Annotated in this window: 17 protein-coding genes; 4 read left to right on the top strand and 13 right to left on the bottom strand. The window is 66.1% G+C overall.

Annotated features, from left to right (window positions below; translation table 11 throughout):
- Positions 1-47: 47 nt before the first annotated feature.
- On the top strand, positions 48-812 hold the full coding sequence (locus ACIPIA_RS02395; RefSeq protein WP_400506303.1) for a TSUP family transporter: 765 nt from the start codon (positions 48-50) through the stop codon (positions 810-812).
- Positions 813-821: 9 nt separating this feature from the next.
- Here ACIPIA_RS02395 and ACIPIA_RS02390 read toward each other — a convergent pair whose 3' ends face one another.
- From ACIPIA_RS02390 to epmA, 3 genes are read right to left on the bottom strand one after another with little or no spacing between them, the layout of a single operon-like run.
- Positions 822-1,484, bottom strand: a complete 663-nt coding sequence (locus ACIPIA_RS02390; RefSeq protein ID WP_400506301.1) for a DsbA family oxidoreductase — start codon at positions 1,482-1,484, stop codon at positions 822-824.
- 17 nt (positions 1,485-1,501) lie between these two features.
- The gene (locus ACIPIA_RS02385) at positions 1,502-2,569 is read right to left on the bottom strand and encodes a lysine-2,3-aminomutase-like protein (RefSeq protein ID WP_400506299.1); all 1,068 of its coding nucleotides are present in this window, start codon (positions 2,567-2,569) and stop codon (positions 1,502-1,504) included.
- The gene (gene epmA, locus ACIPIA_RS02380) at positions 2,566-3,630 is read right to left on the bottom strand and encodes an EF-P lysine aminoacylase EpmA (protein WP_400506297.1); all 1,065 of its coding nucleotides are present in this window, start codon (positions 3,628-3,630) and stop codon (positions 2,566-2,568) included. The genes ACIPIA_RS02385 and epmA overlap by 4 nt, the downstream gene beginning before the upstream one ends.
- A gap of 116 nt (positions 3,631-3,746) precedes the next feature.
- Between epmA and efp the strand changes: the two genes are divergently transcribed.
- The 3 genes from efp to ACIPIA_RS02365 all read left to right on the top strand — a co-directional run bounded on the left by efp (position 3,747) and on the right by ACIPIA_RS02365 (position 5,414).
- Positions 3,747-4,316: an elongation factor P gene (gene efp / locus ACIPIA_RS02375; RefSeq protein WP_400506295.1), complete on the top strand. Its 570-nt coding sequence runs from the start codon at positions 3,747-3,749 to the stop codon at positions 4,314-4,316.
- Between the two features lie 89 nt (positions 4,317-4,405).
- A complete protein-coding gene (locus ACIPIA_RS02370; protein ID WP_400506293.1) occupies positions 4,406-4,924 on the top strand; it encodes a DUF1993 domain-containing protein in 519 nt (172 codons plus the stop codon).
- Between the two features lie 10 nt (positions 4,925-4,934).
- Positions 4,935-5,414, top strand: coding sequence for a GNAT family N-acetyltransferase (locus ACIPIA_RS02365; RefSeq protein WP_400506290.1), 480 nt, complete (start codon positions 4,935-4,937; stop codon positions 5,412-5,414).
- A 316-nt stretch (positions 5,415-5,730) separates the two neighbouring features.
- On the opposite strand, the gene ACIPIA_RS02360 is transcribed toward ACIPIA_RS02365, so the two are convergent.
- The 10 genes from ACIPIA_RS02360 to ACIPIA_RS02315 form a co-directional block, all read right to left on the bottom strand.
- Positions 5,731-6,387 (bottom strand): MBL fold metallo-hydrolase, encoded by a 657-nt coding sequence (locus ACIPIA_RS02360; protein WP_400506289.1) that lies wholly within the window; start codon positions 6,385-6,387, stop codon positions 5,731-5,733.
- Positions 6,388-6,422: 35 nt separating this feature from the next.
- On the bottom strand, positions 6,423-6,746 hold the full coding sequence (locus ACIPIA_RS02355; RefSeq protein ID WP_400506287.1) for a hypothetical protein: 324 nt from the start codon (positions 6,744-6,746) through the stop codon (positions 6,423-6,425).
- Positions 6,743-8,359: a fumarate hydratase gene (locus ACIPIA_RS02350; protein WP_400506285.1), complete on the bottom strand. Its 1,617-nt coding sequence runs from the start codon at positions 8,357-8,359 to the stop codon at positions 6,743-6,745. Before ACIPIA_RS02350 ends, ACIPIA_RS02355 begins: the two co-directional genes overlap by 4 nt.
- Before the next feature lie 173 nt (positions 8,360-8,532).
- Positions 8,533-8,994: a PTS IIA-like nitrogen regulatory protein PtsN gene (gene ptsN / locus ACIPIA_RS02345; RefSeq protein WP_400506283.1), complete on the bottom strand. Its 462-nt coding sequence runs from the start codon at positions 8,992-8,994 to the stop codon at positions 8,533-8,535.
- Positions 8,995-9,079: 85 nt separating this feature from the next.
- Positions 9,080-9,664 carry a ribosome hibernation-promoting factor, HPF/YfiA family gene (gene hpf / locus ACIPIA_RS02340; protein ID WP_400506305.1) on the bottom strand — a complete coding sequence of 195 codons (585 nt, stop codon included), beginning with the start codon at positions 9,662-9,664 and terminating at the stop codon, positions 9,080-9,082.
- Positions 9,665-9,795: 131 nt separating this feature from the next.
- Complete coding sequence (rpoN, locus tag ACIPIA_RS02335) at positions 9,796-11,325, bottom strand: RNA polymerase factor sigma-54 (RefSeq protein ID WP_400506281.1); 1,530 nt, start codon at positions 11,323-11,325, stop codon at positions 9,796-9,798.
- Between the two features lie 161 nt (positions 11,326-11,486).
- Entirely contained in the window at positions 11,487-12,335 is an 849-nt protein-coding gene (lptB, locus tag ACIPIA_RS02330) for an LPS export ABC transporter ATP-binding protein (RefSeq protein ID WP_400506279.1), read from the bottom strand.
- A 43-nt stretch (positions 12,336-12,378) separates the two neighbouring features.
- Positions 12,379-13,098 (bottom strand): LptA/OstA family protein, encoded by a 720-nt coding sequence (locus tag ACIPIA_RS02325; protein ID WP_400506278.1) that lies wholly within the window; start codon positions 13,096-13,098, stop codon positions 12,379-12,381.
- 1 nt (position 13,099) lies between these two features.
- Positions 13,100-13,888, bottom strand: a complete 789-nt coding sequence (gene lptC / locus ACIPIA_RS02320; protein WP_400506276.1) for an LPS export ABC transporter periplasmic protein LptC — start codon at positions 13,886-13,888, stop codon at positions 13,100-13,102.
- A 146-nt stretch (positions 13,889-14,034) separates the two neighbouring features.
- On the bottom strand, positions 14,035-14,649 hold the full coding sequence (locus ACIPIA_RS02315; RefSeq protein ID WP_400506274.1) for a ribonuclease D: 615 nt from the start codon (positions 14,647-14,649) through the stop codon (positions 14,035-14,037).
- Between the last annotated feature and the right edge of the window lie 77 nt (positions 14,650-14,726).

Below are 14,726 nucleotides of genomic sequence, written 5' to 3'. Positions count from 1 at the left end.
CGCCAATGGTCTAGGCGTTCGCTCCATCATTCTGGAGGCAGTCGTCGATGTCCCTGGCCGCGTTGCTCGGCTTCCTGCTGCTGACCGGCGTCGCGGCCTATGCCCAGACGCTGACCGGCTTCGCCTTCGGCCTGATCACCATGGGCGGCGTCGGCCTGTCCGGCCTGATCTCGCTGCCCGACGCCGCGATGCTCGTAAGCCTGCTGACGCTCGTCAACGCGACGCAGATGCTGGTGAAGGGCTGGCGCGACGTGGCCTGGCGCGAATTCTGGCTGGTGATGGCGGCGAGCCTGCCGACGCTGTTCATCGGCTATCGTCTGCTGGAATGGCTGGCCGACAGCCAGGCCGATCTGCTGCGGCTGGCGCTGGGCTTCGTAATCATCGTCTCGAGCCTGCAGCTCGCCCGCAAGCCGCAGCCGCTGGAACAGCTTTCGGGGGCGCCAAGCTTCCTGTTCTTCGGCAGCGTCGCCGGGCTGATGGGCGGGATGTTCTCAACCTCCGGCCCGCCGCTGGTGTATCACTTCTACCGACAGCCGATGACGCTGGTGACCATCCGCGAGACGCTGGTGACCGTGTTCGCCCTGAATGCGCTTTGCCGCACCGGGCTGGTGGCCACCTCCGGACAGATTCCCTCCGCTTCGGTCCTGTCGGGCCTGCTGGCGGTGCCGGTCGTGATGGCCGCGACGCATCTCGCCAGACGCTATCCCCCGGCGATATCGCCGGCCGCGCTGCGTCGGATCGTCTTCGTCCTGCTGTTCCTGTCGGGCGTCGCGCTGGCGGCGCCCGCCGTGGTTCATCTGGCGCGCATCTGAGCGGATCGCTCAGAACTGCGGCACTTCAGGCTGCTGCGCAGTAAGCACCTGCTGGAAGACCTGTGCCCAGACATCCGGCGGCTGTGCGCCGGAGACCGCGAGCTTGCCGTCGACGATGAAGAAGGGCACGCCGGTGACGCCGACCTTGCGGGCATGATCTTCCAGTCCGATCACGGTCTCGCGCAATTCGTCATTGGCGAGCTCGTCGCGGGCAGCCTGCTCGTCGAAGCCCTGTTCGACGGCGATCTGGATCAGCGTCTCGATTTCGCCGATATCGCGCCCATCCTGCCAATAGGCCTTGAAGAGCGCCGCCGTCATGTCGCCGCCACGCTGCACCGTCGAGGCCGCCGCGACCAGCATATGGGCCATGCGGGTGTTGACGCTCTTCGTCACCTTCGCCCAGTTGAAGGTGACGCCGCTCTCCAGCGCCGCCTCCGACAGCCGCAGTTCGATCTCCTTGCGCTTGCCGGGCCCGAACTTGCCGTCGAGGTACTGAGTGCGATCCATGCCGTCCTGGGGCATGTCCGGATTGAGCTCATAGGGCAGCCAGGTGATGGCGAAACGCTCCGTCAGCCGGAAGCGCTCCAGCGCCGTCTCCAGCCGCGTCTTGCCGATGAAGCACCAGGGGCAGGCGATGTCCGAGACGATCGCGAGAGGCATCTTGTCCTGCATGTCGATATCCTCAGGTATCAGGCGGGCGGATAGAGATGCTGCCCGCCATGCCGGTCTTCGGCGACGGCCTCCGCGCCCGGTGTCTCGCATCCCGAGAGGAAGGAGGGGCCGACCGGAATCTTGCCGGCGCCGCCGGGAATGTCGAGGATATAGGTCGGCTGGCACAGCCCCGAAAGGTGGCCGCGCAGGCTTTTGACCAGTGCCTGCCCTTCCTCCAGCGTCAGACGGAAATGCGAGGTGCCGGGCGCGAGATCGGGATGGTGCAGGTAATAGGGCTTGATGCGGTTCTCGACGAAGGCACGCATCAGCCCACCCAGCGTCTCGACATCGGCATTGACGCCCTTGAGCAGCACGGACTGGCTGAGCAGGACATGGCCGGCATCGGCCAAGATCGCGATCGCGGCGCGGGCAGCCTCCGTAAACTCACGGGGATGGTTCGCATGGATCGCGATATAGCTCGCCTTGCCGGGGATACGCAGCGCCCGCGCATAGTCGGGCGTGATCCGGCCGGGATCGACCACCGGCACGCGGGTGTGCCAGCGCGCCACCTTGATATGCGGGATCGCGGCGAGGCGCCTGGCCACCTCGCGGACGCGGCGGGCGGAGAGGATGAAAGGATCGCCACCCGTCATGATCACCTCCCAGATCTCGGGGCGGGAGGCGAGATAGGCGAGCGCGGCGTCAAGCCTGGCTCCGGTCAGGGCATCGCCGCCGGGGCCGACCATTTCGCGCCGGAAGCAGAAGCGGCAATAGACCGGGCAGGCGTGGACGAGCTTGAGCAGGGCACGATCCGGGTATCGGTGGACCACGCCCTCGACCGGGGAATGAGCGTCGTCGCCGATCGGGTCTGCCAGTTCCTGCGGCAGCGTCACCAGCTCGGCGGCATCGGGGATGAACTGGCGCGCGATCGGGTCGGCCGCGTCCGTCGGGTCGATCAGCCCGGCGACGGCCGGCGTCACCGAGACGGCATAGCGCTCCGCCACCTTCTGCAGTGCCTCGCGGCGCGCGGGCGCGGCAAGGCCGGCCTCGACGAGCGCGCCGATACTGCGCAGCGGCTGGCCGCCGGGAGGCTGGTGAACGGTCATGCCCTTCCCCTGCCCGGTTCCGCGACCGGCGTCCAGAGCACATCCTCGATCCGGCGCGCGCCCACGCAGAGCATGACGAGCCGGTCGAAGCCGAGCGCGATGCCCGAGGCCGCCGGCATCAATGCCAGGGCCTCCAGGAAATCGTCGTCGATCGGATAGCGCTCGCCATAGATGCGCTCCTTCTCGTCCATGTCGGCCTCGAAACGGCGGCGCTGCTCGGCCGGATCGGTGAGTTCGCCGAAGGCATTGGCGAGCTCGACGCCGCAGGCATAGAGCTCGAAGCGTTCAGCCACGCGCGGGTCGCCGGGTTTCGGACGGGCGAGCGCGGCCTCGCTGATCGGGTATTCGCAGAGGATCGTGGCGCGGCCACGGCCGAGATGCGGCTCGATACGCTCCGAAAGGATGCGGCTGAAGATGTCGGACCAGGTATCGTCTTCAGCGACCCTGATGCCGGCCTCGATCGCATCGGCGGCGAGCCCGCCCCGATCGACATCGTGGTCCGCCGTCACCGTGCGCAGCAGGTCGATGCCGGTATGGCGCTTGAAGGCGTCCTGCAAGGTCAGTCGCTCGGGCTCGGCGAAGGGGTCGGCCTCGATCCCGCGCCAACGCAGCATCGTGGCGCCGGCGGCGCGCGCGGCTTCCGCCATCAGCACCGCGCAATCCTGCATCAGGACTTCGTACGTCTGGCCGGCGCGATACCATTCCAGCATGGTGAATTCGGGGTGATGCAGGGCCGTCCGCTCGCGATTGCGGAAGACGCGGGCGAAATCGAAGATGCGCGTCTCGCCCGCGGCGAGCAGCTTCTTGGCGGCGAATTCCGGCGAGGTATGCAGGTAGTAGGGATGGCTTTCGGCGGCGTTGTCGACCAGCGTCGTGCCGAAGCCGTGCAGATGCGTCTCGTTGCCGGGCGAAAGTTGCAGGATCGCTGCCTCGATCTCGGTGAAGCCATCAGCCTCGAGCCAGCGTCTGAGCGCCGCCTTGATGCGCCCGCGCGCCAGAAGGGCCGGCCGGCGGTCGGCATGGACATCAGGCCGCCAGAAGGGCGTGGGGGAGGAACTCATCGAATCTCGCGTCGAATGCGTCGGAAAGCTTTCGTTTCGCGCGCGAATGCGGTAGTTGCGCGGCGACAGAATTCGCATAGCGCGGGGGAACGCCGCGCGCCAGCAAGGACATTCACGTGGTCAAGGTCATCGCCTCTTCCGTCCGCAAGGGCAACGTCCTCGAGCTCGACGGACATCTCTGCACCGTCATCTCGGCCGAGAGCTTCTTCCCCGGCAAGGGCACGCCGACGACGCAGATCGACATGCGCCGCATCTCCGACGGCACCAAGATGACGCAGCGCTACAAGACGACCGAGCAGGTCGAGCGCGCCTATGTCGAGGACCGCGACTTCACCTATCTCTACCAGGACGGTGAGCAGTACGTCTTCATGAACCCCGAGACCTACGACCAGATCCATGTCGACAAGGATGTCGTCGGCGATGCGGCTCCCTATCTCCAGGAGAACATGAAGGTCTCGCTCTCGGTGTTCGAGGACAAGGCCGTCGCGATCGAGCTGCCGCAGCGTGTCACGCTCGAAGTCGCCGAGACCGAGCCGGTGACCAAGGGCCAGACGGCCTCCTCCTCCTACAAGCCTGCGATCCTCTCCAACGGCGTGCGCAGCGCCGTGCCGCCGCATGTCGGCGTCGGCACCCGCATCGTCGTGATGACGGCCGACGGCTCCTATGTCGAGCGCGCGAAGGATTGATCTGCCAGCGCAGAGCGGGCTGACGGAATCTACTCTATAACGATACGGGGCGGGCCCTTTCCGGGCCCGTTGTCGTTTCGAGGTTTCCCATGCCGCTCACAGTCCAGGCCGCCGCCCTCTCCGGCTTCGTGCAGACCCTCAAGGCGCTCGACGCCATTCTCGACAAGGCCGTCGCGCAAGCAGAAACCCGAAAGATCCAGCCGGAGGTGCTGCTGGCCGCGCGGCTCGCTCCGGACATGCTGGCTTTCACCCGCCAGATCCAGCTGTGCTGCGACTTTGCCAAGAACGCGGTGGCCCGCCTGTCGGGCGGTGAAAATCCACGCTTCCCCGACGAGGAGAAGAGCTTCCCGGAGCTGAAGGAACGCATCGCCAAGACGCTCGCCTTCGTCGCCGCGGCCGACGGGGCCGCGCTCGATGCCGGGCTTGCCCGCGACGTCACCTTCCCGCGTGGCCCCTCCGCGACCGTGACGATGACCGGCGAGGCCTATCTGACCCGCTTCGCCATCCCGAACTTCTATTTCCACGCCACGACGGCCTACGACATCCTGCGCGAGAACGGCTTCCAGATCGGCAAGCAGGACTTCCTGCTCGGCGTCTTCGACGCCTGACGCCGCCGCGGTGGAGGCGCCTTCGGCGATCGCGATAGACCGCGCTTCTCCCCGGGATGCCGGGGAGATCGCAACGCTCTACCTCGCCTCCCGCGCCGGTGCCCTGCCCAATCTGCGTCGCTGCCACAGCGATGAGGAGGTTCGCGGCTGGATCGGGGCCGTAAGGCTCGCTTCCGGCGAGACCTTGGCCGCTCGCGAAGCCGGGCATATCCTCGGATTCCTCTGCCGCGATGGCGATGTTGTCGACCAGCTCTATGTTCTGCCGGGGCATTTCAGGCGCGGCATCGGCTCGCGGCTGCTTGCCGAGGCGAAGGAGCGCAGCCCCGGGCGGCTCCGCCTGTTCACCTTCCAGCGGAACGCGGCTGCCCGGGCCTTCTATGAGCGCCACGGCTTCCGCCTCGTCGGTCTCAATGACGGAACGCGCAATGAGGAGGGTGAGCCCGACGCGCTTTACGAGTGGCGCAGAAGTTTTTCGACCAGGGGCTTGTAATCGCCTGCCCGGCTTCCCATTTCCAGTTCACGACGATGTCGAGGGCGTTCCACAGCTCTCCAGCGTCCGTAAAGACGGCCATGAGCCGAACGTGTGACGCCGGATGTACGCGCACCGTTCCGCTGCATGGCCGTTGGCGTTTCCGGACCCCGCTTGGCGCAGGGGTTGCGCGGCTTCCCGTCATCAGATGACCGAACATGACCGGCTCGGATGATGAGGAGCAAGGTCGCAACGGCAACAGCCGGGGTTGCACCGGCGATGGCCCCGAGCCAGCCGACCGCGCGATGCCTGAACCCTGACGGCGGGCTAGCGCCCCCTACCCTTGCAGGAACGGGTTGTTACGGCGCTCCTCGCCCAGCGTGCTGGCCGGACCGTGTCCGGGCAGGAACTGGACATCGTCGCCGAGCGGCAGGAGCTTGGTCTTGATCCCCGAGATCAGCGCCTCATGGTCGCCATAGGGAAAGTCCGTGCGGCCGATCGAACCGGCGAAGACGGTATCGCCGGCCAGCAGGAAACGCAGGTCCTTCTGGAAGAAGGTGACATGTCCCGGTGAATGTCCCGGCACATGCGCAACCGCGAACGTCAGGTCTCCCAGTGAAACGGTATCGCCATCCTGCAGCCAGCGCGTCGGCACCACCGCCTTCATGCCGAGGATGTCGAAGCGCAGGCCTTGTTCCGGCAAGCCATCGAGGAGGAACTTGTCGCCCTCGTGCGGCCCGATGACCGGGATCGACAGCGCCTCGGCCAGTTCCGTGGCACCGCCGGCATGGTCGAGATGGCCATGCGTCAGCCAGATCGCGACCGGGGTTACGCCGAGTTCCTTGACGGCCTCCTGCAGGCGTTGCGCGTCGCCGCCGGGGTCGACGATGGCCGCCTGCTTCGTCTTCGTGTCCCAGACGATCGAGCAGTTCTGCTGAAAAGGCGTCACGGGCACGACGGCAATCTGGAGCGGCGCTTCGGGCTGATCGGTCATCGGAGAGCCTTCGGTTCTAGCAATCGGAAAAAGCCTTAGCGCCCGCCGCAGCGGTTGGCGATGAGCGCGCGGTAGTTCACCAGCTCGGAATCCATCTCCGAGACATTGCGCTCCCGCTCCGCCCCGCCCTGGCAGGCCGCGAAGACCGAACGCGCCTTCTGGAGATAGGCGACATGCTCGCGATACGTCCGGCACTGGGTTGCCTGGTCGGCCGTGGCCGCGGCCGCGAGCCGCGTTTGCTGCAGGCGAAAGCCGGCCTCGTTCTGGAAGAGGTCGCGCGAGCAGGTCGCCGGACGCGGCTGCTGGGCGAGCGCCGAACCGGCCAGCAGAAGCGACGCAACGGCGAGGATAAGCCTCATCCGAGGTTCAACTCCTTGAAGAAGTCGTTGCCCTTGTCGTCGATGACGATGAAGGCGGGGAAATCCTCGACCTCGATCTTCCACACGGCTTCCATGCCGAGTTCGGGATATTCGAGGACCTCGACCTTGCGGATGCAATCCTGCGCGAGGCGTGCCGCCGGGCCCCCGATCGAGCCGAGATAGAACCCACCATGCTTGTTGCAGGCCTCGCGGACCGCCGCCGAGCGGTTGCCCTTGGCCAACATCACCATCGAGCCGCCGAAGGACTGGAACTGATCGACGAAGGAATCCATGCGGCCGGCCGTGGTCGGCCCGAAGGAGCCTGACGCGAAGCCCTCGGGCGTCTTGGCGGGGCCCGCGTAATAGACCGGATGGTTCTTGAAGTAATCGGGCATGCCCTGCCCGCTCTCCAGCCGTTCGCGGATCTTGGCATGGGCCAGATCGCGCGCGACGACGATGGTGCCGGTCAGCGACAACCGCGTCTTGACCGGGTGCTTCGACAGCGTCGCGAGGATCTCGCTCATCGGCTGGTTGAGGTCGATCTTGACGACGTCGCCACCGAGCTTCGCCTCGTCGACATCCGGCAGGTATTTCGACGGGTCGGTCTCGAGCGCCTCGAGGAAGATGCCGTCCCTGGTGATCTTGCCCTTGGCCTGGCGGTCGGCCGAGCAGGAGACGCCGAGCCCGATCGGCAGCGAGGCGCCGTGGCGCGGCAGGCGGATCACGCGGACGTCGTGGCAGAAGTACTTTCCGCCGAACTGCGCGCCGACGCCGAGCGCCTGCGTCATCTTGTGGACCTCCTCCTCCATCTCGAGGTCGCGGAAGGCATGGCCGGAAGCAGAGCCCTTGGTCGGCAGCGCGTCGAGATAACGGGTCGAAGCCAGCTTGACCGTCTTCAGGTTCTGCTCGGCCGAGGTGCCGCCGATGACGATGGCGAGATGGTAGGGCGGGCAGGCTGCGGTGCCGAGCGTCAGGATCTTCTCCTTCAGGAATGCCATCATGCGGTCCCTGGTGAGAAGCGACGGGGTCGCCTGATAGAGGAAGGTCTTGTTGGCCGAGCCGCCGCCCTTGCAGACGAACAGGAACTTGTAGGCGTCTTCGCCCTCGGCATAGATGTCGATCTGCGCCGGCAGGTTGGTCGCGGTGTTCTTCTCCTCGAACATGGAGAGCGGCGCGAGCTGCGAATAGCGCAGGTTGCGCTTGAAATAGGCGTCCGCCACGCCCTCGCCGAGTGCGGCCTCGTCCTCGCCCTCGGTCCAGACCTTGCGGCCCTTCTTGCCCATGATGATCGCGGTGCCCGTGTCCTGGCACATCGGGAGGACACCGCCGGCGGCGATATTGGCGTTCTTCAGCAGGTCATAGGCGACGAACTTGTCATTCGACGTCGCCTCCGGGTCGTCGAGGATCTTGGCGAGCTGCGCGAGATGGCCCGGGCGGAGCAGATGGTTGATGTCGATGAAGGCCTGCTCCGAGAGCTTGCGGATCGCCTCGCGCGACACGCTCAGAACCTCCCGGTCGCCGATCTTCTCGACAGTGACGCCTTCGCTACCGAGCTTGCGATAGGGAGTCGTGTCCTCGCCGAGAGGGAAAAGATCGACATGCGTATAGGCCATGGTCAGCGGCTCCGAAACAATGAAGCACTGCGGTCCCGTTTTGAGACGGAGACTGTTCCTCCAACAGACTCGCTGCGGATCAGAACGGGCTCCAGCCGGACGCGCAGCGCCGTATGGCCGGCGTCATAGCCCGTCGGCCGGCATCGTCCAAGCAGTCTTTAATGAGTTTAACCTCAGGCGGCCTGCGCCGCCGACTCGGCGAGGATGGCGTAGATCGCGGCGGGATCGCGGATCTTCCGGACCTGTTCCAGCACCGACTGGTTGCGCAGCACGCGCGCGACGCGGGCGAGCGCCTTGAGGTGATCTGCCCCCGCCCCTTCCGGCGCGATCAGAACGAAGATGATATCGACCGGAAGATCGTCCAGTGCGTCGAAATCGATGGGCTTCTCGGCGCGCGCGAACAGGCCGACCAGGCGGTCGATGCCGGGCATGCGGCCATGTGGGATCGCGATGCCGTCGCCGATACCGGTCGAGCCGAGACGTTCGCGCTGCAGCAGCGACTCGAATATCTCGCGCTCGGGGAGCCCCGTGAGGGCGGCGGCATGCTGCGCAAGCTCCTGCAGAGCCTGCTTCTTGCCGTTAGCCCGCAGCGGCGAGATGACCGCGGCTGGGCTCAGGAGATCGGTCAGCGTCATTCGCCCGTCCATGCATGTCCCGTGCCGGCTCGAACGCCGTCGGCACGGGTCAAGGTTCGACGGCCGGAGCGGTCGCCCGCCGGCCTCAGGACAACGATGCCGGCGGGTCGATCCAGCCGATATTGCCGTCGCGGCGGCGGTATACGATGTTCATCCGGCCATTGCCAGCATGGCGGAAGATGATGACGGGCGCACCTGTCAGATCGAGCTCGGCAACCGCATCGCTGACCGTCAGAACGTGGAGTGATTTGGTGGCCTCGGCGACGATCACCGGGTTATCGCCGGCCGAAACGCCGTCGAGTTCCTCAATCTCGTCATCAGGCGCCGCGATCACATAGCTGGGGATTTCGATGCCGACGTCACGCCCATTGGAAGCCGAACGGTCCTTCAGCCGGCGTTTGTAGCGTCGCAACCGCTTCTCGATCCGCTCCGCCATCTTGTCGAGGCTGGCATAGGCGTCGTGGGCGGTGGCGGAGGCTTCCAGCGTGATCCCCGAAGAGAGGTGGATGACCGTGTCGGTGCGGAAAGCCGTACCGTCCTTGTCGACCGTTACGTGTCCCTGGTAGCCGCCTTCATAGTATTTGCTGACGGCCGCAGCGACCCGCTCTTCGGCCTGGCCGCGCAGGGCCTCGCCGACATCGAGATTCTTGCCGGAGATTCGCAAGCTCATGGAGTGCTTCCCCTTGTTTAGCCATGGCCAGTGCTCGGCCATCACCAAGAGCTAAGAACTGCGAGTCCGGGATGTCAATGTGACAAGAGGGGCATAGCGCCAATGCGTCCGCGTTTTGGAACCTATTTGCTTCAGCGCCCGGCTGCCGCCATCGCAACCTTCTCCCTCCGACGCTCCATCGATGATGGAATGCGCAGGGATTCCCGGTATTTCGCGACAGTGCGCCGGGCAATGTCGATGCCCGTCGCCTTGAGACGCGTGACGATGGCATCGTCCGAGAGCACGTCTCGCGGGCTCTCCTCGTCGATCATCTGCTTGATGCGGAAGCGAACGGCCTCGGCCGAATGCGCCTCGCCATAACCTGTGGCCGCGATTGCCGCAGAGAAGAAATACTTCATCTCGAAAACGCCGCGCGAGCAGGTCAGGTACTTGTTCGAGGTAACGCGCGAGACGGTCGATTCGTGCATGCCGATCGCGTCGGCGACGGTCTTGAGGTTGAGCGGCCGCAGATGCTCGACGCCGTGGGCAAAGAAGCCGTCCTGCTGACGCACGATCTCGCTGGCGACTTTCAGGATCGTGCGGGCGCGCTGCTCGAGCGAGCGGGTCAGCCAGTTCGCCGTCTGCAGGCACTCGGCGATGAAGGACTTCTCCTCGTCGTTGCGGGCCGCTTTCGAGACGCGGGCATGGTAGGTCTGATTGACCAGAAGGCGTGGCAACGTGTCCGGGTTGAGATCGATCAACCACGAGCCATCGGGCGCCGCGCGAACGAAGACATCCGGGACGACCGTTTCCGCGGCAGAACCGCCGAAGGCCCGGCCCGGCTTCGGGTCTAGCCGGCGGATCTCGGCGACCATATCGGCGATGTCTTCGTCATCGACGCCACAGGCACGCTTCAGCGCGGCAAAATCGCGCTTGGCGACGAGATGAAGGTTCGCGACGAGAGCCTGCATGGCCGGGTCGAAGCGATCGCGGTCGCGCAGCTGGATCGCCAGGCATTCGGCGACGTCGCGCGCGGCGACGCCGGACGGATCGAAGCTCTGGACCATGCGAAGCACGCCCTCCACCCGCTCGACACCGACACCCAGGCGCTCGGCGATATCGGCAACGGGCTCGCCCAGATAGCCGCTGTCGTCGACCGCGTCGATCAGGTGGCTGCCGATGATCCGGTCGGCCGGGTCGGTGACGGCGAGGTCAAGCTGCGCGCTGAGGTGGTCATGCAGCGAAAGCTCGGCAGTGAGTCCGCTCTCGAAGCCCTCGGGCCCGTCCTCGAAGGAGCCTCCGCGGGAGCCATAGGCGCCGCCGATCACCGGCAGGCTGTCGGCCCCCGCTGTATCGCTGCGCGCCGCGCTCGGCTGCTCGTTCTGGAAGACATTGTCGAGGCCGGTGCCAAGCCGCCCTTCCATGCCTTCCTGGGTGTGGCGGCTTTCGGCGCGGGCAAAGCTCTCGGGATCGGCAGCCAGCGGGTTCTCCGCCTCGGGGGCGCGCAGCGGCGGCTCGGAGCCGTCGTCCCGCTCCAGCAGCGGGTTCCGCTCAAGCTCGGTGTCGACGAAATTCTGCAGCTCCAGATGCGACAGCTGCAGGAGCTTGATCGCCTGCAGCAGCTGCGGCGTCATCACCAGGGACTGGCCCTGACGCAACTCCATGCGCGGCATCATCGCCATGCGCGGACGGCCCTTCTCGATCGCGCACCAATCGGCACGCTTCTTGCTTTCGAGAAGACCCTAGCGCCAGCTTATCGCCGCGTCAAAGCCAATGCCTCGTTTGCGGGCAGGTTTTTTGATGCACCGCAACAGCGCGACGGAAATCCGGGCGCATATCCGCGTCAGAGGCGGAAATCCTCGCCGAGATAGACGCGGCGGACATCGGGATTCGCGATGATCTCGGCCGGCGAACCTTCCGTGAGCACGCGGCCGGAATGGATGATGTAGGCGCGATCGACCAGGCCGAGCGTCTCGCGCACATTGTGATCGGTGATGAGCACGCCGATGCCGCGGTCCGTCAGCTGGCGCACCAGCGCCTGGATGTCGCCGACCGCGATGGGGTCGATGCCCGCGAAGGGCTCGTCGAGCAGAATGAAGGACGGCTTGCCGGCGAGCGCGCGGGCGATCTCGCAGCGGCGGCGCTCACCGCCGGAGAGCGCGATCGAAGGCGCCTTGCGCAGGCGTGCGATCGTGAATTCCTCGAGCAGCTGGTCGAGCTGGCGCTCGCGCGCCTTGCGGTCAGGCTCGACGACCTCGAGCACGGCGCGGATGTTGTCCTCGACGGACAGCCCGCGGAAGATCGATGCCTCCTGAGGCAGGTAGCCGATGCCGAGCCTGGCGCGCTGGTACATGGGCAGCGCGGTGATGTCGTTGCCCTCCAGCGAAATGACGCCGAAATCGGCCCCGACCAGCCCAGTGATCATGTAGAAGATCGTGGTCTTGCCGGCGCCGTTCGGACCGAGCAGGCCCACAGCCTCGCCCTGACGCAGATAGAGGCTGGCGTCGGACACCACCGTACGCCCGCCATAGCTCTTGCGCAGATTGCTGACGGCCAGGATGCCCGGCCCTCCGATCGCCGCGGCGACGGAGCCGGAACTACGCGCGTCGGTCGCCCGGCCGCTCCCGCCGAAGAGTCCACGCAGACGGCCGAAGGCACCGCCCGAACTCGGGGCCTCTGTGCGAGCAGGCATGGCAGCGGGGCGGGGCGCTTCGGAGACAGTCACTGGGGCACGATCAGTTGGTGGGCTTCGGGGCCGGCTTGGCACCGGGCTTGTTCGCATCGGCCTTGTTAGCTTCGCCCGAATTCGGGACGAAGAACCCCTGGACGCGACCGCCCTTGTTGGTTTCGACATTCGCGACGCCGGTGACCGTGTTGTAGGTCAGCTTCTCGCCGCGCGTGATGTTGGGGCCGTCGTTCAAGGCGACATTGCCGGTCATGATCACGACGTTGTTGGCGCGGTCGAACTCGGCGTTGTCGGAGGTCGCGGCCTGCGTCTTGGAGACGACGGTGACCGGCCCCTTGCAGAGAATGCGCTTGATCGACGAGTCATTGGCCTGGCCGTTGCCGCCATTGGCGGCCGGAGCCGGAGCCGGAGCCGGCGTCGCCGCGCGGTTGGAACCTGCCCCGCCCTGGCCGCCAGCCCGCCCTTCGTAGAGAACGGTCATCACCGAGCAGCGCACCGTCGTCTCACCCTGGACCGCCACGACATTGCCGGTGAAGACGGCCTTGTTTTCCTTGTCGAGCACGTCGAGCTTGTCGGCGTCGATCTTGATCGGCTCCTTGCTGTCGCCGCCGAGGCCGCCGAGCGCAGAGGAGGACGAATTCGCGCCGCGCGCCTTGCCCTGCGCGAGCGCCGGCTGCGGAGCGGCAGCCAGGACGACGCCCGCCGCCAGCAGCAGGGCGGCGCCACGGAATCCCTTGGCGAAACGGAAACTCTGGCTTGCCGTGCTCATGTCACTGTCTCTTCCCGTTGCCGGCATCATTCGCAGCCGCCTCGCCCGCCGGGGCAGCCCGATTCGCGTTGAGCAGCTCCAGCATCGGCGTGCTGCCCTCGCGCTCCGGCCCGGCGATGGTACCTTTAGGCGCGTTCCGGATGAAGACCCGAACCCGCCCCTCGAACGCGATCAACTCGCCATTGTTCTTCACGTCAAGCGTGTTGGCGTCGATCGACGTCTCGCCGAGATTGACGTTGACCGGATCCTTGGAGACGACTGCGCCGGATTTGAAGTCGACATCGGCCGTCTTCATGTGCATTTCGTAGCCGCTCTCGGTCCGGATTTTCACCTGGTCGACCAGCCGAAGCTTCTCCTTCTGCGTATCGAACAGGCCGGTCTTGGCATTGACCGTCACCCAGCCCTCGCGTTCCATCTGGATGCGGGCGGTCAGGGTCTGGAGCTCGATCTGCGTCGGATTCTTGATCTCCTGGAAGGCGTTCTCCGCCGTGACCTGATAGGGGCGGTTGTCCTTGCGGTAGCCGGATAGCTTCGGCGTCTCCATCCTGACCTTGCCACCGGTGATTCCGACGGAACTGACCGAGACATTGGCGAGCTTGCCGCCGAGCGGGTTGAGGAAGGGAACGACGACCAGCGCCAGCACGAGCACGACCGCGGCAAGCGGGATCACCTTGCGCAGGACCTGGACGATCCTGGTATGGCGCCGCGCTGCGCCGAAAGCCGCGCGACGGCGCAAATCCTGCGCGGAAATCCTTCCTGCCGGATCGTCGAAGGTGATTGCCACAGTCATGCCCCGCGCAATGGCAGCCGCTCACGGCCTTTTTGTGTCGCCGGGCGAACCGCAACGCGCCCCCGCGCCGCTCGCTCCAGATCAGACGAGAGCGCCCCTTGCGCCACGTCTTCGGGGCAGACTGACGCAAGAAGCCTTAGAAATTGTCAAGTGTGAGCGAAAATGTCGGTCTCGCTCCAACCGGCAAGATCGAGCTCGGCGCGATAGGGCAGGAAACGGAAACAGGCCTGGGCAAGATCGCCGCGCCCCTCGCGCGCCAGCATCGCCTCGAGCTTCGCATGGAGCGCGTGCAGATGCAGCACATCGGAGGCGGCATAGGCGAGCTGCGCCTCGCTCAGCGTGTCCGCCCCCCAGTCGGAGGATTGCTGCTGCTTCGAAAGCTCGACGCCGAGCAGTTCGCGCACCAGATCCTTCAGCCCGTGCCGATCGGTATAGGTGCGCGTCAGCTTCGAGGCGATCTTGGTGCAGTACACCGGAGCGGTGACCACGCCGAAGGCATGGCGCAGCACGGCGACATCGAAGCGCGCGAAGTGGAAGAGCTTCAGCACGGCCGGGTCTTCGAGCAGGCGGATCAGGTTCTTCGGCCGTTCGCCATCCTTCGGGATCTGGACGACGTCGGCGGTTCCGTCGCCGCGCGAAAGCTGGACCACGCAGAGCCGGTCACGATGCGGGTTGAGGCCGAGCGTCTCGGTGTCGATCGCGACGCTCGATCCGGCCTCGTAGCCGTCAGGCAGGTCGCCGCGATGAAAACGGATGGTCATGCTCGAAACCTCACTCGGGCGGCACCGGGGCGCCCTTCAACGATACTCACGGAATTCTGACGGCAGCAGGCCGCACC

It is taken from the genome of Allobosea sp. CER48 (assembly GCF_044752385.1).
Taxonomy (GTDB): domain Bacteria; phylum Pseudomonadota; class Alphaproteobacteria; order Rhizobiales; family Beijerinckiaceae; genus Allobosea.
The sequence above is the reverse complement of the archived record's forward strand: the minus strand, read 5'-3'. Positions and strand labels throughout refer to the sequence as shown.